Genomic DNA, 16,214 nt, shown 5'->3' on the forward strand with positions numbered 1-16,214 from the left:
TTTGACCTATCGCTCGCGGCCCCTTAGTTCAATGCCGCCTGTATCTGCGCCTGACGGCGAAATCGAGGCCGATATGTTCCTTGACCGCTTCTTCCGCCCCCGAACGACCTTGGCGATGGGGCAAAAGCTCTATGCAGGCGTTGTCGCTCAGGCGCGGACGCCTGCGCTTTACGAATCCTATGGCGTCCCCGACACAGTCGAGGGACGCTTCGAACTCTATACGGCCCACGTCTTCCTGCTGCTGGATCGGCTGCGGGGGCAGGGTTCGCGGGCCTCTGAGACCTCCCAGGCCCTGTTCGACACCTATCTGAGCGCACTTGACGATGCGCTGCGCGAAATGGGCGTGGGCGACCTCTCGGTCGGCAAGAAGATGCGCAAGCTTGGCGAAGCCTTCTACGGCCGGGTGAAATCCTATGAGTCGGCTTTTGCGGCCCTCCCACAGACCGATCATCTGCAGGCGTTGCTAGGGCGGACCGTCTACGCTCAGGGCGGCGCGGAAAACGTGGCCAAGCTGGCCGACTACATCGTCCAGAAGCGCGCCGAACTCGCGGGCCAGAAGCTCGATCGGCTGTTGGAAGGCCAGGCCGAATGGAGCGCGGCATGAGCGGCTGGCGTCACGTCGTCCGGCTGTCGGACGTTTCGCGCGGGGCGGTGAACGTCGATCTCGCCCCCGACGATACGACTCGTGCGGAGATCGCGCGCGACCTGGGAATCGAGAGCCTTCCGCTCTTCAGGGGCCGACTCACTGTGAGACCGTGGCTGGACGGCGCAGAGATCGTCGGCCGGTTCGAGGCGCGCGTGGAGCAGATTTGCGGAATCAGCCTCGACCCGTTCGAGACGGATCTTTCCGGCGACATAGACGTGAAGGTGGTTCCCGCGGGCAGTCCCAACGCGCCGGTTGAATCGCCCGGCTCCGAGGTCGAGTTCGATCTCGAGGCTCCCGAGCCGCCGGACATGCTCGCCAGCGACGACATCGACTTGGCCGCCTATCTGACCGAGCACCTGGCGCTGGAGATAGATCCGTTTCCGCGCAAGCCCGGCGTCACATTCGAGTACGAGCCCGAGGTGAAGGAGGAATCTCCATTCGCCGTCCTACGGAACTTGAAGGACAAAGATGCATGATCTGCTCTGAGGTTGCATCAGGGCGCCTCGCTTGTATCCTGCCCTCGACTTGCGGCGCTTCGCTGTAAGAGGTGGCGCGCGTCGTGACGAAATCCCTGGTCATTTCAGTTGATGCTATGGGCGGCGACCATGGCCCATCCGTCGTCGTGCCCGGAGTGGCGCAGGCGGCCACCGAGGCTGGTGGCCTGCGCTTCCTGCTGCATGGGGACGAGACGGCGATCGTCGCCGAGCTCGCCAAACATGCAGGGCTGAAGGATCGCGTCGAGATTCGGCACGCCGACCGCGTCGTCGCCATGGACGAGAAGCCTGCCCAGGCGCTGCGTCGCGGAAAGGGCACCTCGATGTGGGCCGCGATCGAGTCGGTGAAGGGCGGAGAGGCCGCCGCCGCCGTGTCGGCGGGGAACACCGGCGCCTTGATGGCCATCTCACTGCTGATTCTGCGCATGAGCGTGGACGTCGAGCGGCCTTGCCTGGTGGTTCAGTGGCCGGGCGTCAGTGGCGTCACCACCGTGCTCGACGTCGGCGCCAATGTGGATTGCGACGCAGAGCGGCTGGTCGAGTTCGCCATCCTGGGCGAGGCGTTTCACCGCGCGGCCCACGGCATGGCCAAGCCGACGGTCGGGCTGCTCAATGTCGGCTCCGAGGAGATGAAGGGCCACGAAGAGGTGCGCCAGGCCAATGCGATCCTGCGCAGCGGCAAGTTCGACATCGACTATCGGGGTTTCGTGGAAGGCGACGAGCTCTTCCAGAACAAGGTCGACGTGGTCGTCACCGATGGCTTCACGGGCAATGTCGCGCTGAAGACCGCCGAGGGCGCCGCGCGCTACATCGGCGGCGAACTGCGCGGAGCGCTGACCGGATCGCTGGCAGCCAAGCTGGGCGCGTTGCTGGCGCGATCCGGCTTGATGAAATTCCGCGAAAAGCTTAGCCCCGACGCCGCAGCGCCGCTGCTTGGCCTCAATGGCGTGGTGGTGAAGAGCCATGGAGGAGCGTCGGCGCGGGACATCGCCGCGGCGATCCGCATGGCTGCGAAGCTCGCCCAAAGCGACTTCGCTACTGAAATCGAACGGAACATGACCCGGCTGACCGCCGCGGTCGCCGAACAGCAGCCGCCGGCTGTGGATGGAGCCGCCTGAGTGACGAAAGTTCTGCGTAGCGTTGTGACGGGGGTCGGAGGCTATCTGCCCGACGAGGTCGTCACCAACAACGACCTGGCCAAGATCGTCGACACCTCGGACGAATGGATTGTCGAGCGCACTGGCATTCACCAGCGCCATCGTGCGGCCGAGGGCCAGTTGGTGTCCGACCTGGCGGTCGAGGCCGCCAAGCGGGCCCTGGCCGCGGCGGGCAAGACGCCGGCCGACATCGACCTGATCGTGGTGGCGACCACCACGCCGGACCTGACCTTTCCGGCCACGGCGACGATCGTGCAGCGCAAGCTCGGATGCCCCGTGGGGATCGCCTTCGACGTCCAGGCCGTGTGCTCGGGCTTCGTCTACGCGCTCTCCACCGCCGACGGGTTCGTCGCGCGTGGTCGCTCCAAGTGCGCGCTGGTCATCGGCGCCGAGACCATGACCCGGCTCATGGACTGGACCGACCGCGGCACCTGCGTGCTGTTCGGCGATGGGGCCGGCGCCGTGGTGCTGGAGCCGCAGGAAGGGGAGGGGACTACGGCCGACCGCGGCCTGCTCGGCTTCGCCCTGCGCGCCGATGGGACCAAGCAGGACCTGCTCTATGTCGACGGCGGTGTTTCGACCGGCAAGGTCGGCCACCTGCGCATGCAGGGCAACCAGGTCTTCCGCCACGCCGTGGTGAATATTTCCGAGGCGATCTTCGCCGCCGCGACGGACGCCGGGATCGAGATCGCCGACGTGGACTGGTTCATCCCGCACCAGGCCAACCAGCGCATCCTCGAAGGCGTGGCGCGTCGGGTGGGCATCGAGGAGGGCAAGGTGATCTCGACGGTCGCCGAGCACGCCAACACCTCGGCCGCCTCCATCCCGCTGGCCTGGGCTAAGGGCGTGGACGAAGGCCTGATCAAGCCTGGCCAGGTCCTGCTACTGGAGGCCATGGGAGGCGGTCTCACCTGGGGCGCCTGCGTCCTTCGCCTGTAAGGTGAAAAAGGCGACGCTTGCGTCCTCGCTCCTAAGGCGCGAGGGTGGAGATTGCCTTGAAGTCTTTGACCTGATGCGACATTCAGGTCATGACGAAAAGTCGATATAACAAGTTATCGGTGTTTTTCCGGGGTAGGGGCGTTCATGAAAGGCGCTACGGTGACACGGGCCGACCTGTGCGAGGCGGTTCATGAGGAAGTGGGGCTGACTCGCCAAGATTGCTCCGAGCTGGTCGAGAGGACGTTGGAGCTGATGGCTCAGGCCCTCGAGAAGGGCGAGCAGGTGAAGCTGTCCGGATTCGGCGTCTTCCAAGTCCGCGCCAAGCGCGCCCGGATGGGGCGCAACCCGAAGACCGGAGAGCCCGCCGCGATCGAACCGCGCCGGGTCATCGGCTTTCGGGCCTCGCAGGTCATGAAGGCGCGGGTGGACCGCGCCCTCGCGAAGTGAGGAAGGCAGGCTCGTGGCCAAGGGCCCGGACGCCTTTCGTACGATCTCGGAAGCCGCCGACGAGCTGAACGTGCCGCAGCACGTGCTGCGGTTCTGGGAGACCAAGTTCTCCTTTATTCGCCCGATGAAGCGCGCCGGGGGCCGGCGCTTCTACCGCCCGCAGGACATCGCCATCCTGCGCGGCGTGCGGACCCTGCTGCACGACGCGGGCTATACGATCAAGGGCGTCCAGAAGCTGCACAAGGAACAGGGTCTCAGGCGTCTCGTGGCCGCCGGAGAGGGCGACCTGTCGGCGCCGGCGGGGATGGACGAGGATCGGGCGGGCCTCAGCGGGAGCAAGCTCACCGAAGAGGGGCGCGAACGCCTGGGCGCGGCCCTCGACGATCTGGAAGGCGCAAAGCAGCGGCTCGACGCCCTGCTCAAGCGGTCCTGACCAGGACGGCGATCACCTTCGTATCGCCTTTGTTGAGATTCAGCTTGCCCGGCGAGCGCAAGCGGTTAGAAGAGCCGCTCGCCGATGTCGGAGCGTGGCGCAGCCTGGTAGCGCACTTGACTGGGGGTCAAGGGGTCGCAGGTTCGAATCCTGTCGCTCCGACCATCGGCGAATTTCCCACTAACGCCCTATAGCCGTCCGCGGTTCATCCAGGAGATGAGGGGCAGGATTGGAATCCCCCAGGCCAGACCGCCGATCCCATAGAAGGCGAGCTGCGCGGCCCAGTGGTCAGGCAAGCGCTCCCCGATCATCGTCAACGCCCAGGCGTAGAACCCCAGGAAGACGACGATGCCAATGCCGCCGATGAATTTACGGACGCGTGCGCTCATGCCCTGCCTATAGGCGCCGAGGCGGCGTCCGTCACTAGGCGCTAGCGCCGCTTGATCATGCCGAGCAGGAACAGCAGGATGATCGCGCCGATCGTGGCGACGACGAAGCTTCCGATCCACCCGCCGAAGCCGATGTTGAGCAGGCTGGCGATCCAACCGCCCAGCAGGGCGCCGACCACGCCGACAAGAAGGTTGGTCAGCAGGCCATGGTCCCGTTTCATGACCTTCTCGGCCACGAAGCCGGCAGCGATGCCGATAACGATCCACCCAATGATACCGACGCCTTGCATATGAAGCCCTCCGGTTGAGTCTCGCTAACCAAATGCGGTCAAGCTTCCGTGGTTCCGTCGCCCCGGCATGGACCTTGGCGTCGATCTCCGATAGCGGAACGCTGCACGAATGTTCCGAAAGAGCTACGCCTCGTAAGACATGACTTCGTTTCTCCGTTCAGATCGGTCGCGTCCGGTTGCGATCTGGCTTTTCGTCGTGGCCGCCCTGGTGCTGGCCATGGTTGTCGTCGGAGGGGCGACCCGCCTGACGGATTCGGGCCTCTCCATTACCCAGTGGAAGCCGGTGACCGGCGCGCTGCCGCCCATGTCGGCGCGGGATTGGGCCGACGAGTTCGCCAGGTACAAGGAGATTCCGCAGTACCAGCAGGTGAACCGGGGCATGAGCCTGGCGGAGTTCAAGACCATCTACTGGTGGGAGTGGAGCCACCGGTTGCTGGGGCGACTGGTCGGCTTCGTGTTCGCCGCGCCGTTCGTCTATTTCCTGATCCGCAGGCAACTGCCCCGTCGATTGATCGTCCGCTGCCTTGGTCTGTTCGTCCTGGGCGGCCTGCAAGGCGCGGTGGGCTGGTGGATGGTGGCCAGTGGGCTTTCCGAGCGGGTCTCCGTGGCTCCCGAGCGCCTGGCGATCCACCTCGGCCTCGCCTTCGCCCTGCTTGCGGCTCTGGTCTGGACGGCGCTCGACGCCTGGGCCGGCGCGCCGCGCCAGAAAGTGCCGAGCCCGTGGAGCGGGGGCTCCATCGCGCTCATAGGGCTGATCTTCCTGCAGATCCTCTTGGGTGCGCTGGTGGCCGGCAACGACGCCGGGCTGATCTATAACGACTGGCCGCTGATGAACGGCGCGCTGTTCCCGCGTGACTACGCAGGCGACGGGCTTTGGGCGACCATCGCGCACAGCCAGGCGGCGGTGCAGTTCAATCACCGCGTCGTGGCCTATCTGCTGACCGTCATCGGCCTGCTGACCGCGTGGGCGGCGAACAGGTCGTCCTATCTGCCGTTCGAGGCCAAGGCGTTGGGCTCAGCGGTAGGCGTGGTGGTCGTTCTCCAGGCCCTGCTGGGCGTGACGACCCTGGTCTTCGCGGTGCCGATCGGCCTTGGCATGGCCCATCAGGTGGCCGCGGCCCTGGTCCTGGCCGTCGCGGTGGCCTTCGCATGGCGCGTTCGTCGTCCATAAGCGCGCGGTATTATATTACCTAGCGCGGCAAAGCCTTGTGAAATAACGGTTTGCGCGATGCCGCACGCAATCGGTGTTGACAGGCCCCGCCAGGAACAGTACTAGCCGCGCCTTCGCCGGGACCGTTCTGTCCCGCCAACTTAACGGACCCGTTCCCATGATGAAGACGACGGCTTCTCTGAAGCCCGCCGACGTCGAGAAGAAGTGGATCGTGATCGACGCTGAGAACGCCGTGGTCGGCCGTCTCGCCTCGTTCATCGCCATGCGTCTTCGCGGCAAGCACCGCCCGGACTACACCCCGCACGTCGATTGCGGCGACTATGTCGTCGTGGTCAACGCCGACAAGGTGAAGTTCACCGGCGCCAAGCTGACCGACAAGAAGTACTACTGGCACACCGGCTATCCGGGCGGCATCAAGGAGCGCACCGCGGACAAGATCCTCGGCGGCAAGTATCCCGAGCGCATCCTGGAAAAAGCCGTTGAGCGCATGCTGCCCAAGGAAAGCCCTCTGGCCCGCAAGCAGATGACGCACCTGCGCATCTACAACAGCGGCGAGCACCCGCACGAGGCGCAAAACCCCGAGACCATCGCGTTCGCCTCGCTGAACGCCAAGAACGTGCGGAGCCTGTAAGACAGATGTCCGAGACCCAAGGTTTCGAGGCCCTGCAAGGCCTCTCGTCCAACCCGCAAGTCGCGCCGGCCGAGCCGAAGATCGACGCCCAAGGCCGCGCCTACGCCACCGGCAAGCGGAAGAACGCCGTCGCTCGCGTTTGGATCAAGCCGGGCAAGGGTTCGATCACCATCAACGGCCGCGACCAGGAAGTGTACTTCGCTCGCCCGGTTCTGCGCATGATGATCGCTCAGCCGCTGCAGGTCACCGACCGCCTCGGCCAGTTCGACGTGATCGTTTCGGTGCACGGCTCGGGCCTGTCTGGCCAGGCCGGCGCCATCCGTCACGGCCTGTCGAAGGCTCTGACCTATTACGAGCCGGGCCTGCGTCCGGTTCTGAAGCCGCACGGCTTCCTGACCCGCGACAGCCGCGTCGTCGAGCGTAAGAAGTACGGCCGGGCTAAGGCTCGCCGCAGCTTCCAGTTCTCGAAGCGCTAATAGCTGCGCGAGCAATCGCGTTTGGGAGGGCGCTTCGGGAAGCCGAAGCGCCCTTTCTTTTTGCCTTACCGCATGGCGGAGTTTGCAGATGGCACACACAGTCTTCATCGATGGCGAAGCCGGCACGACCGGGTTGCAGATCCGTCAGCGCCTGGAGGGCCGGCGTGACCTGGAAGTCGTCTCCATCGATCCTGCAAGGCGCAAGGACGCCGCGGCCCGGGCCGAACTGCTGAACAGCGTGGACGCCGTCGTCCTCTGCCTGCCGGACGAGGCGGCGAAGGAGGCTGTGAGCCTGATCAGTTCCAACGCCGTCAAGGTCGTCGACGCCTCGACCGCCTATCGGACAGCGCCGGGCTGGACCTATGGCTTCGCCGAGATGGACAAGGCTCAGCGGGGCGCCATTGCGGAATCGACCCGGGTGAGCAATCCGGGCTGCTATCCCACCGGCTTCATCGGCCTGGTCAGGCCGCTGACCGCGGCAGGCCTGCTGCCGCGGGACTGGCCGGTGACGGTCAATGCGATTTCCGGCTACTCCGGCGGCGGCAAGGGTCTGATCGCCGAATTCGAGGGCGATGAGCCGGCGACCGACGCCTTCCGCACCTACGGCCTGACGCTCCAGCACAAGCATCTGGGTGAGATGCAGGTCTATGGCGGCCTGGAACACCCGCCGCTCTTCGCGCCTGCGGTCGGGCGCTACGCCCAGGGCATGATCGTCGAGGTTCCGCTGCAGCTCTGGTCGTTGCCCGGCCAGCCGAATCCCGAGGACCTGCGCTCCGCCCTGGCCGCTGCCTATGAAGGCGAGACCTTCGTCGAGGTGGCCTCGGCCGAGGAATGCGCCAGCCTGCAGAAGGCGCGGGCAGGGGCGGCCGGCCATGTGGCCGAGCTCGATCCGGAGGCCTTGAACGGCAGCAACCGCATGCGTCTCTTCGTCTTCGGTAACGCCGAGCGCAAACAGGCGCGGCTGGTGGCTCTGCTCGACAACCTCGGCAAGGGCGCTTCAGGTGCGGCGGTCCAGAACCTCAATATCATGCTGGGCCTGCCGGAGGGCTCAGGGCTGTGATCCTGCGGCGGGCGCGAGCCGATGAATCGGCCGCCTGCGCCCGCATCCAGTGGGACGCGAACCGCGTTTCGCTGCCTTTCCTGCCGGCCGAGCCGTTCGGCCCTGGCATCCTTGAATTCTTCGCGAATGTCCTGTTCGCCGAGAACGAGGTCTGGGTGGCCGACGAGGGCGGCGCGCCGGTGGGTTATGTCGCCTTCCATCCCGGCTGGGTGGAGCATCTCTATGTGCTGCCAGACCATCAAGCGCAGGGCGTAGGCCCAGCCCTGCTGGCGAAGGCCCTGGAGGACGGGACGCCGCGCTTCCTCTGGACCTTCCAGAAGAACACTCGCGCGCGGCGCTTCTACGAAAGCCGCGGCTGGCGACTGGTCGAGCTGACCGACGGCGCAGGCAACCGCGAAAAGGAGCCGGACGCCCGCTACGAGTGGCCGGGCGGCTAAGCTTGCATCCTGGCTTGGAAGGGCATCGTATCTTCCTATGAACAGGATCGATCGACGTGTATTTCTGACAGGATCGGCATTGGTCGCAGCGCCGGGAATGGCGCTGGGCGCGACCGATCCCTATGCGGCCTCACCATGGCGCAAGCTGAGCGACGCCGAGTGGCGCAAGCGGCTCGACGCTGGGACCTACAATGTCCTGCGCCGGGAGGGGACCGAACTCGCTGGCACAAGCCCGCTGAACCGGGAGAAGCGGCGAGGGACCTATGCCTGCGCCGGCTGCGCCCTGCCGCTCTTCAAATCGGACTGGAAGTTCGAGAGCGGCACCGGCTGGCCCAGCTTCTACACCTACATCAAAGGCTCGCTGGGCAAGAAGACCGACCACAAGATCGGCGTCGCCCGAACCGAGTATCACTGCGCCCGCTGCCTCGGGCACCAAGGCCATGTCTTCCCGGACGGCCCGCGGCCCACGGGCCTGCGCTACTGCAACAACGGCGACGCCCTGAGATTCATCCCGACCTAGGACGTCGACGCCGGCTGGTAGCCGAGCGCCTTCAGGACGTAATCGACGCCGCGCAGTACGGCGTCCGAATGGGTGAGGCCCAACAAAGTGGCATGCCCGGCGGCCGGCTCGTTCTCGTAATAGCCGGCGCGTGAGTTCCGCTCGGGGGCGCGGCGGGCGACGTTCCAGGCGGACATGGCGCGCCGATCTCCGGCCGTGATGACCGCGACCGGCCACTTCGGATCGAGCGTGACCCTGGCCGCCTCGACAGCGCCCTGCGGCCAGACCATCACCTCATCGGCGGCGGTACGGGCATGGCGGCCGGAAACGAAGGCGTGGCGCTTCTCAGCCTGGCCCTGTGGCGGCAGGCCGATGTGCTCGCCCCAGTAATAGGCGATCTTCGAAAGCCCCAGCGTTCCGGCGACCGCGGAGGCCCGTGCGAGCGTCTGGACGCCATGCAGGAATTTCTCGGCCTGCGGGTTCTGCATCATCTCAGGCGTTGTCGCCTCGAGTAGCACGAGACCGGCGACCTGGTCCGGATGGCTGCCGGCATAGAGCCGAACGTGCTGCCCGGCCATCGAATGAGCCATGAAGATAAAGGGCCCAGGCTCGCCTGAGGCGGCGATCAGCTTGGCGAGATCCGAGACGATGGCGGAACTGTCGCGTGGCTTCGGCCCCGGGTCGGAGAAGCCCATGCCGGCGCGGTCGTAGGCGCAGGAGCGCAGGCCGCGCTCGGTGAGGCGTTGCTGGATCGCCGCGAAGTCTGCGGCCAGCCCCCAGGCGCCGGCCTCCATCCAGATGACCGGCTTGTCGGACTTCGGCCCCTGGCAGACCAAGCGCAGCTTGCGTCCGCCGATATCGACGAACCGCCCGCTGGGTTCGAATGGCCCGGCGAGCGCCACGATAACCAGCCCCACGCCGATCCACAGGGCGAGCAAGGCTCCGAGACAGAGCAGGATAGTCTTCAGCATGGAATCCCCGACTCGCCTCCAGGGGACATCTAACACGCGCTGGTGCCGCTGTTATCAACGCTGCGCTCGACGAGCGTGGCGGGGGTTTGGCCTTACGACTTCACCTTGACGTAGCTGCCGGGCGCGTCTTCCAGCGAAGGCAACACACCCTTGGCGGGGTCTCGGGCCGGGACGAGCCCGCCGGACTTGGCCTTGAGCCATTCGGCCCAGTGCGGCCACCAGGAGCCGGGCGTCTCGACGGCTCCGCCCATCCATTCTTCGACCGAGGTCGGCAACTGATTGTTGGTCCAGTGCTGGTACTTCTTGGCGGCCGGCGCATTGATAACGCCGGCGATGTGGCCCGAACCTGCGAGCGTGAAGGTCACGGGCCCGCCGAACAGTCGCGCGCCGCGATAGACCGAGCGGGCAGGAGCGATGTGGTCCTCCTTCGACGACTGCACATAGATCGGGATCTTCACCTGGCTGAGATCGAGCTTGACGTTGTCGAGCGTCAGTTCGCCCTTGGCCAGTGCGTTTTCGCTGTAGAATTTGCGCAGATAGAAGAGGTGGAGCGCCTTGGGCATGCGGGTCTGGTCCGAGTTCCAGAACAGCAGGTCGAAGGGTTTTGGCTCCTTGCCCAGAAGGTAGTTGTTCACGAAGAACGACCAGATGAGGTCGTTGGCGCGCAGGGCGTTGAACGTCTCGGCCATGGCCTGGCCCGAGAGCACGCCGCCTGCGGCGTCCATCTGCTGCTCTAGAGCCGCCAGCCAGTCCTCGCTGGTGAAGAGCAGGAGGTCGCCGGCCTCGGCGAAGTCCTGCTGGGCGGCAAAGAAGGTCGCCGACGAGATTCGTTCGTCCTTGGCCGCGGCCATGTGCGCGAGGGTGGCCGACAGCAGGGTGCCGCCGATGCAGTAGCCCACCGTGTTGACGCGCTCGGTCCCGGACTGACGCATCGCGGCCTCGGTGGCTGCATAGATGCCCTCGCGCATGTAGTCTTCGAAGGTCTTTCCAGCCAACTCGATATCCGGATTGACCCAGGATGCGACGAAGACCGTGAAGCCCTGGTCCGTCAGCCAGCGGATCATCGAGTTCTCGGGCCGCAGGTCGAGGATGTAGAACTTGTTGATCCAGGGCGGGAAGATCAGCAGCGGGACCTCGTAGACCTGCTCCGTGGTCGGGGCGAACTGCAGCAGTTGCAGGATGTCGTTCTGGAAGACGACCTTTCCTGGCGCCGTGGCGACGTTCTCGCCGATCTTGAACATGGCGTAGTCGGTCTGGCTGATGGCGAGCTGGCCGCCGCCCCGGGCCAGATCCTCGGCGAAATTCTCCATCCCCTTCACCAGGGATTCGCCGCGGCTTTGCATCGCCTCGCGGAGAGCGACCGGGTTCGAGGCCAGGAAGTTCGACGGCGAGAAGGCGTCGGTCAGCATCTTCATGAAGAATTCGACCCGCCGCTTGGTCATCTGATCGACGCCATCGACCTCGGCCACCAGGCTGTTCAGCCAGTTCGACGTCAGCAGGTAGGACTGCTTGATGACGTCGAAGACCGGATTGTCGGCCCACTCGGGATCGGTGAAGCGCTTGTCGCCCTTCTCAGGTTGAACGACCGGCTCGACGCTCTCACCGCCAGCGCGCCGCGCGGCGCGCTGCCAGAGTTCGAGATAGCGTTGAAACAGGTCGGCCTGGGCTCGAACCAACCGCTCCGGCTGGGCGATGAGCCGCCCCATCACGTCGGTCAGCGCTGGGGCCACGTGGAACGGATCGGGCTGGAGGCCCGCCGGGCGCTCGGCCTGACGCAGGGCGGCCTCGGCGATGGCGCCCTGGGCTGTCAGGGCCGCGCGGGCGAGGTTGGCGGAAAGCTCTTCCAGGACCTTCCGCTGGTCGGCGCTGAGCTGCTCGATCGGGGAGGGGACGGGCGCAGGCTCGGCCTGGGGCTCGGAGGCTGGCTTGAGCGTGGTTGCCGCGGCGGCCTTGGCGGCGCGAGGCTTCCGCTTCGCCTTCGACTTGGTCGGGGCCGCCGTCTGGTCGCTCATCCCGCAGTTCCTCCTCACGCGTCGTTGGAGCGCCGGCGCCTCGACGCTCTTTCGCCCAAGCCGATCATGGCATAAGACCGGTGTGGAAATGAACGCGCTGCTTCGACTTTTCGCTCGTCCGCAGGCCCGACGCTCCGCTGGAGCGGTCGTCGGATGCGTAAGTCTGGCTGTCTTGCTCGCCGGTTGCGCCAATCCGTTCGCCACCGCCCAGGTCGATCCCAACTCGCCGGTCGCCGCGGAGGTCGAGCAGATGGCGAGCGTGCGGCGGCCATTCCCGACCTTCGCCGACATTCCGCCCGTGCCGACCGATCAGCGGCCGGTGGCCGAGTGGGGGCGGCAGGTCGCCCAGCTCAAGACGGCGGGCGCGCAGCTCGAGCGCGCCACCGCCGACAACACTTGGACCCTGCAAGGCACTGCGGCCTTCGCCGCGCGCGCCCGCACCCAGGCCGGCCCGACCATCGACACCACCAGCACGACGCCGGCCACCGAGGCTTTCGCGCGTCAGCTCCGGGAGCGAGCTACACCGCCTCCGCCGCCCAGATAGCGCGGTCGGCGGGGGCTCATCATCTCGAACCTGCTTGGCTGGCCCCCGCCGGGAGGCTATCCATGCGCGACTTTGGCTCCCTAACGTCGCGAGCGTCGCGGCCAGAGCTCTAAATGACTCCCGAATTCCATCGTATTCGTCGCCTGCCGCCCTACGTCCTCGAAGAGGTGAACCGCATCAAGGCGCGGCTTCGCGCTGACGGCGTCGACATCATCGACTTCGGCATGGGCAATCCTGACATGCCGACCCCCAAGCATATCGTCGAGAAGATGATCGAGACCGCGCGGGACCCCAAGGCCGGGCGGTACTCGGCCTCCAAGGGCATCGCTGGTCTGCGCAAGGCCATGGCCGGCTATTACAAGCGCCGCTTCGGCGTGAGCCTCGACCCGGACAGCGAGGTCATCGCCACCCTGGGCTCCAAGGAAGGCTTCGCCAACCTCGCCCAGGCGCTGACCGCTCCCGGCGACGTCATCGTCTGCCCGAACCCGGCCTATCCGATCCACGCCTACGGCTTTATCATGGCCGGAGGGGTCATCCGGCATGTGCCTGCGCAGTCGCCGGAGGAATACCTCGCCGGTGTCAGCCGCGCCGTGAAGCACTCGGCGCCGCCGCCCAGCGTCTTGATCCTCTCCTATCCGTCGAACCCGACGGCGCAGTGCGTCGACCTCGACTTCTACAAGGAAGCGATCGCCCTGGCGCGGAAGCATGAGATGCTGGTCATCTCGGACATCGCCTATTCCGAGATCTATTTCGACGACAATCCCCCGCCCTCCGTGCTGCAGGTCGAAGGCGCCAAGGAGATCGCGGTCGAGGTCAATTCGCTCTCGAAGACCTACGCCATGGCTGGCTGGCGCGTCGGCATGGTGGTCGGCAACGCCCGCATCTGTGCGGCCCTGGCGCGGGTGAAATCCTATCTGGACTATGGCGCCTATACGCCGATCCAGGTGGCGGCCGCGGCGGCGCTGAACGGTCCGCAGGATTGCGTCGAGGAAATCCGCGGCATCTACAAGTCGCGTCGCGACACCCTGGTCGAGTCCATGGCGCGTGCGGGCTGGGATATTCCCTCGCCGCCGGCCTCCATGTTCGCATGGGCGCCTGTCCCCGAGAAGTTCCGGGAGGCCGGCTCGCTGCTCTTCTCGAAGCTGCTCATCGAGGAGGCGGGCGTCGCGGTGGCGCCGGGCGTCGGATTCGGCGAATATGGTGAAGGTTACGTGCGGGTCGGCCTGGTGGAAAACGAGCACCGGATTCGGCAGGCGGCTCGCAATGTGAAGAAGTTCCTGGCCAATGCGGACGAGATTCTCGCCCGGGCCCATAACAATATGGCTGCGCAATGAGTAAGACGGAGTGGCGCGTCGGCGTCGCGGGACTGGGCACGGTTGGCGGCGGACTGCTGAACTTCCTGGCTGAAGCGCCTGATTTCGCCCCAGCCGGCGGCCGGGCCGTGGTGACGGGCGTCTCAGCGCGCTCGCGCTCGCGTCCGCGCCCGTTCGATATTTCGAACCTGCCGTGGTTCGACGATCCGGTCGCCCTGGCGACCTCACCGGACAACGACATCTTCGTCGAACTCATCGGCGGCTCCGACGGTCCGGCCAAGGCCGCCGTCGAGGCGGCGCTGAACGCTGGCAAGCCGGTCGTGACCGCCAACAAGGCCCTCATCGCTGAGCACGGGGCCGAGCTCGCCGCCCTGGCCGAGGCCAAGGGCGTACCGCTGCTGTTCGAGGCCGCCGTGATGGGGGGCACGCCGGCGGTCAAGATGCTGCGCGAGGCGATGGTCGGCGACGACGTGAAGTCGGTGGCCGGCATCCTCAACGGCACCTGCAACTACATCCTGTCGGAAATGGACTCCGGCGGGCGCTCGTTCGCCGACGTCCTCTCGGAAGCCCAGCGGCTCGGCTATGCCGAAGCCGACCCGACGATGGATGTCGGCGGCTTCGACGCCGCGCACAAGATCTCGATCCTCGCGGCTCTGGCCTTTGGCTGCGCGCCGAACTACGCGGCTGCCGAGATTGAGGGCATCGATCAGGTCGCGCTGCTGGACATCCAGCTTGCCAAGGACCTCGGCTACAAGATCAAGTTGATCGCCTCCGCCGACCGCTCGGAAGAAGGCGTTCTGGTGCGAGTGCATCCGACGCTGGTGGCGCAGAACCACCCGCTGGCTCAGGCCGGCGGGGCGCTCAACGCGCTGTTTATCGAGGGGATCCGGATCGGCCGGATCTTCATCCAGGGGCCGGGCGCGGGCTCCGGTCCGACCGCCGCGGCCGTGGCGGCGGACATCGCCGACGTGATGACCCGCGCGGCCCGGCCGGTCTTCCAGCGTCCGGCTGCGGTTCTGACGCCCTTCGTGCCGATCGACCCGGCCAGGTCCACCACCCGGGCCTATCTGCGCTTCCTGGTCAAGGACGAGCCCGGCGTCATCGCCGCGGTCTCCGAGACCCTGGCCGGGGCGGGGGTCTCCATCGAGAGCTTCCTGCAGAAGCCGGTGGAGAACGCCGATGGCGTGCCGATCGTTCTGACCACGCACGCCGTGGCCGAGGCGGTCCTGACTGCGGCCATCGACCAGATCGCCAGCCTGCCGGCGGTCCTCGACCGCCCGCGGCTGTTGCGCATCGCGCGTACCTGAGAATCTGCGAATACTTTCGCGCCGCGCGTGAAGGGAAGAGAGCTATGAGTTCGGACGATCTGGATCGCGGAGTGGTGCTGGACGCGGTCCGGGTGACCGAAGCTGCGGCGATCGCCGCCTGGAAGCTGGTCGGCCGCGGCGATGAGCGCGCCGCCGACCAGGCCGCCGTCGACGCCATGCGCACGGCGCTCAACGAACTGAACATCGACGGCGAGATCGTCATCGGCGAGGGCGAGCGCGAAGAAACGCCGGTTCTCTACGTCGGCGAGAAGGTCGGTACAGGGAGGGGGCCGTCCATCGACATCGCCCTCGATCCGCTCGAAGGCACCACCCTGACCGCCAAGGCCATGTCCAACGCCTTGACGGTGATGGCATGGGCGCCCAAGGGCAGCCTGTTGAACGCCCCCGACACCTATATGGACAAGATCGCCTGTGGGCCGGGCTATCCTGAAGGGACGATCGATCTCGACAAGTCGCCCGCCGACAACGTGAAGGCGCTGGCGGCCGTCAAGGGCGTCGATCCGACCGAGATCACGGTGTGCGTCCTCGATCGTCCGCGGCATTCTGACATCATCGCTTCGGTGCGATCGGTCGGCGCGCGGGTCTACCTGATCACCGACGGCGACGTGGCGGGCGTGATCAACACCGCCGATCCGACCACGGGCGTCGATCTCTATCTCGGGCAGGGCGGGGCGCCCGAAGGAGTGCTGGCCTGCGCCGCGCTCAAGTGCGTCGGCGGCCAATTTCAGGGCCGGCTGGTCTTTCGTAACGCCGACGAGAAGGCGCGCGCCACCCGCATCGGCATCACCGAACTCGACAAGAAGTACGACCTGCACGAGATGGTGCGGGCCGAAGCGATCTTCGCCGCCACCGGCGTCACCAACGGCGCCCTGCTCGACGGGGTGCGGCTGGAGCGCGGCTTCGTCCATACCCACACCCTGGTCATGAACTCATCCACCCGCACGGTGCGCGAAGTGCGGATGAAGCGGCCGGTCTAG

20 protein-coding genes and 1 tRNA gene are annotated in these 16,214 nt (G+C 66.4%); 17 read left to right on the forward strand and 4 right to left on the reverse strand.

All coding sequences use genetic code 11. The annotated features are described in order from the left end of the window. The first annotated feature begins 73 nt into the window (after positions 1–73). The 7 genes from ABID41_RS12680 to ABID41_RS12710 all read left to right on the forward strand — a co-directional run bounded on the left by ABID41_RS12680 (position 74) and on the right by ABID41_RS12710 (position 4,281). Complete coding sequence (locus ABID41_RS12680; RefSeq protein ID WP_331928048.1) at positions 74–604, forward strand: ubiquinol-cytochrome C chaperone family protein; 531 nt, start codon at positions 74–76, stop codon at positions 602–604. Continuing rightward, entirely contained in the window at positions 601–1,122 is a 522-nt protein-coding gene (locus tag ABID41_RS12685; RefSeq protein WP_331928050.1) for a YceD family protein, read from the forward strand. Before ABID41_RS12680 ends, ABID41_RS12685 begins: the two co-directional genes overlap by 4 nt. An 83-nt stretch (positions 1,123–1,205) precedes the next feature. Beyond that, on the forward strand, positions 1,206–2,258 hold the full coding sequence (gene plsX / locus ABID41_RS12690; protein ID WP_331928052.1) for a phosphate acyltransferase PlsX: 1,053 nt from the start codon (positions 1,206–1,208) through the stop codon (positions 2,256–2,258). Beyond that, the gene (locus ABID41_RS12695) at positions 2,259–3,236 is read left to right on the forward strand and encodes a beta-ketoacyl-ACP synthase III (protein ID WP_331928054.1); all 978 of its coding nucleotides are present in this window, start codon (positions 2,259–2,261) and stop codon (positions 3,234–3,236) included. 144 nt (positions 3,237–3,380) lie between these two features. Next, positions 3,381–3,683, forward strand: coding sequence for an integration host factor subunit alpha (locus ABID41_RS12700; RefSeq protein ID WP_304812003.1), 303 nt, complete (start codon positions 3,381–3,383; stop codon positions 3,681–3,683). A gap of 13 nt (positions 3,684–3,696) precedes the next feature. Then, positions 3,697–4,116 (forward strand): MerR family transcriptional regulator, encoded by a 420-nt coding sequence (locus tag ABID41_RS12705; protein WP_331928059.1) that lies wholly within the window; start codon positions 3,697–3,699, stop codon positions 4,114–4,116. A gap of 88 nt (positions 4,117–4,204) precedes the next feature. Then, a tRNA-Pro gene (locus ABID41_RS12710) sits at positions 4,205–4,281 on the forward strand. A gap of 23 nt (positions 4,282–4,304) precedes the next feature. Here the strand turns inward: ABID41_RS12710 and ABID41_RS12715 are convergent. Both ABID41_RS12715 and ABID41_RS12720 read right to left on the reverse strand, forming a co-directional pair. Continuing rightward, the gene (locus tag ABID41_RS12715; RefSeq protein WP_331928061.1) at positions 4,305–4,505 is read right to left on the reverse strand and encodes a DUF2842 domain-containing protein; all 201 of its coding nucleotides are present in this window, start codon (positions 4,503–4,505) and stop codon (positions 4,305–4,307) included. 41 nt (positions 4,506–4,546) lie between these two features. Next, positions 4,547–4,795 (reverse strand): GlsB/YeaQ/YmgE family stress response membrane protein, encoded by a 249-nt coding sequence (locus ABID41_RS12720; protein WP_331928063.1) that lies wholly within the window; start codon positions 4,793–4,795, stop codon positions 4,547–4,549. Positions 4,796–4,934: 139 nt separating this feature from the next. On the opposite strand from ABID41_RS12720, the gene ABID41_RS12725 reads away from it, so the two are divergent. The 6 genes from ABID41_RS12725 to msrB all read left to right on the forward strand — a co-directional run bounded on the left by ABID41_RS12725 (position 4,935) and on the right by msrB (position 9,090). Continuing rightward, entirely contained in the window at positions 4,935–5,966 is a 1,032-nt protein-coding gene (locus tag ABID41_RS12725; protein WP_331928065.1) for a COX15/CtaA family protein, read from the forward strand. Positions 5,967–6,123: 157 nt separating this feature from the next. Then, a complete protein-coding gene (gene rplM, locus ABID41_RS12730; RefSeq protein ID WP_331928067.1) occupies positions 6,124–6,597 on the forward strand; it encodes a 50S ribosomal protein L13 in 474 nt (157 codons plus the stop codon). Positions 6,598–6,602: 5 nt separating this feature from the next. Continuing rightward, positions 6,603–7,073 (forward strand): 30S ribosomal protein S9, encoded by a 471-nt coding sequence (rpsI, locus tag ABID41_RS12735; protein WP_331928069.1) that lies wholly within the window; start codon positions 6,603–6,605, stop codon positions 7,071–7,073. Positions 7,074–7,155: 82 nt separating this feature from the next. Further along, positions 7,156–8,133: an N-acetyl-gamma-glutamyl-phosphate reductase gene (argC, locus tag ABID41_RS12740; RefSeq protein WP_414695905.1), complete on the forward strand. Its 978-nt coding sequence runs from the start codon at positions 7,156–7,158 to the stop codon at positions 8,131–8,133. Continuing rightward, positions 8,130–8,570, forward strand: coding sequence for a GNAT family N-acetyltransferase (locus ABID41_RS12745; RefSeq protein ID WP_354297801.1), 441 nt, complete (start codon positions 8,130–8,132; stop codon positions 8,568–8,570). Before argC ends, ABID41_RS12745 begins: the two co-directional genes overlap by 4 nt. 79 nt (positions 8,571–8,649) lie before the next feature. Next, complete coding sequence (gene msrB / locus ABID41_RS12750) at positions 8,650–9,090, forward strand: peptide-methionine (R)-S-oxide reductase MsrB (RefSeq protein WP_331932543.1); 441 nt, start codon at positions 8,650–8,652, stop codon at positions 9,088–9,090. Here the strand turns inward: msrB and ABID41_RS12755 are convergent. Next, the gene (locus ABID41_RS12755; RefSeq protein ID WP_331932542.1) at positions 9,087–10,040 is read right to left on the reverse strand and encodes an alpha/beta hydrolase; all 954 of its coding nucleotides are present in this window, start codon (positions 10,038–10,040) and stop codon (positions 9,087–9,089) included. The two genes, msrB and ABID41_RS12755, sit on opposite strands and share 4 nt — an antisense overlap. A 92-nt stretch (positions 10,041–10,132) precedes the next feature. Continuing rightward, positions 10,133–12,052, reverse strand: a complete 1,920-nt coding sequence (phaC, locus tag ABID41_RS12760) for a class I poly(R)-hydroxyalkanoic acid synthase (RefSeq protein ID WP_331932541.1) — start codon at positions 12,050–12,052, stop codon at positions 10,133–10,135. Positions 12,053–12,224: 172 nt separating this feature from the next. Between phaC and ABID41_RS12765 the strand changes: the two genes are divergently transcribed. From ABID41_RS12765 to glpX, 4 genes are all read left to right on the forward strand, one after another. Continuing rightward, positions 12,225–12,596 carry a hypothetical protein gene (locus tag ABID41_RS12765; protein WP_331932540.1) on the forward strand — a complete coding sequence of 124 codons (372 nt, stop codon included), beginning with the start codon at positions 12,225–12,227 and terminating at the stop codon, positions 12,594–12,596. 113 nt (positions 12,597–12,709) lie between these two features. Then, positions 12,710–13,930, forward strand: a complete 1,221-nt coding sequence (locus ABID41_RS12770; RefSeq protein ID WP_331932539.1) for an LL-diaminopimelate aminotransferase — start codon at positions 12,710–12,712, stop codon at positions 13,928–13,930. Further along, entirely contained in the window at positions 13,927–15,216 is a 1,290-nt protein-coding gene (locus ABID41_RS12775; protein WP_331932538.1) for a homoserine dehydrogenase, read from the forward strand. Before ABID41_RS12770 ends, ABID41_RS12775 begins: the two co-directional genes overlap by 4 nt. 44 nt (positions 15,217–15,260) lie before the next feature. Continuing rightward, positions 15,261–16,214, forward strand: coding sequence for a class II fructose-bisphosphatase (glpX, locus tag ABID41_RS12780; protein ID WP_331932537.1), 954 nt, complete (start codon positions 15,261–15,263; stop codon positions 16,212–16,214).

Source organism: Phenylobacterium koreense, assembly GCF_040545335.1.
In the GTDB taxonomy this organism is placed as follows: Bacteria; Pseudomonadota; Alphaproteobacteria; order Caulobacterales; family Caulobacteraceae; genus Phenylobacterium; species Phenylobacterium koreense.

Excerpts from the sequence above, each read along its gene's own strand:
- ABID41_RS12700 (WP_304812003.1), top strand. The coding sequence starts at position 3,381 with ATGAAAGGCGCTACGGTGACACGGGCCGACCTGTGCGAGGCGGTTCAT.
- phaC (WP_331932541.1), bottom strand. The coding sequence starts at position 12,052 with ATGAGCGACCAGACGGCGGCCCCGACCAAGTCGAAGGCGAAGCGGAAG.
- ABID41_RS12755 (WP_331932542.1), bottom strand. The coding sequence starts at position 10,040 with ATGCTGAAGACTATCCTGCTCTGTCTCGGAGCCTTGCTCGCCCTGTGG.
- glpX (WP_331932537.1), top strand. The coding sequence starts at position 15,261 with ATGAGTTCGGACGATCTGGATCGCGGAGTGGTGCTGGACGCGGTCCGG.
- ABID41_RS12680 (WP_331928048.1), top strand. The coding sequence starts at position 74 with ATGTTCCTTGACCGCTTCTTCCGCCCCCGAACGACCTTGGCGATGGGG.
- rplM (WP_331928067.1), top strand. The coding sequence starts at position 6,124 with ATGATGAAGACGACGGCTTCTCTGAAGCCCGCCGACGTCGAGAAGAAG.
- ABID41_RS12685 (WP_331928050.1), top strand. The coding sequence starts at position 601 with ATGAGCGGCTGGCGTCACGTCGTCCGGCTGTCGGACGTTTCGCGCGGG.
- ABID41_RS12770 (WP_331932539.1), top strand. The coding sequence starts at position 12,710 with ATGACTCCCGAATTCCATCGTATTCGTCGCCTGCCGCCCTACGTCCTC.
- ABID41_RS12720 (WP_331928063.1), bottom strand. The coding sequence starts at position 4,795 with ATGCAAGGCGTCGGTATCATTGGGTGGATCGTTATCGGCATCGCTGCC.
- ABID41_RS12715 (WP_331928061.1), bottom strand. The coding sequence starts at position 4,505 with ATGAGCGCACGCGTCCGTAAATTCATCGGCGGCATTGGCATCGTCGTC.
- rpsI (WP_331928069.1), top strand. The coding sequence starts at position 6,603 with ATGTCCGAGACCCAAGGTTTCGAGGCCCTGCAAGGCCTCTCGTCCAAC.
- ABID41_RS12725 (WP_331928065.1), top strand. The coding sequence starts at position 4,935 with ATGACTTCGTTTCTCCGTTCAGATCGGTCGCGTCCGGTTGCGATCTGG.
- ABID41_RS12775 (WP_331932538.1), top strand. The coding sequence starts at position 13,927 with ATGAGTAAGACGGAGTGGCGCGTCGGCGTCGCGGGACTGGGCACGGTT.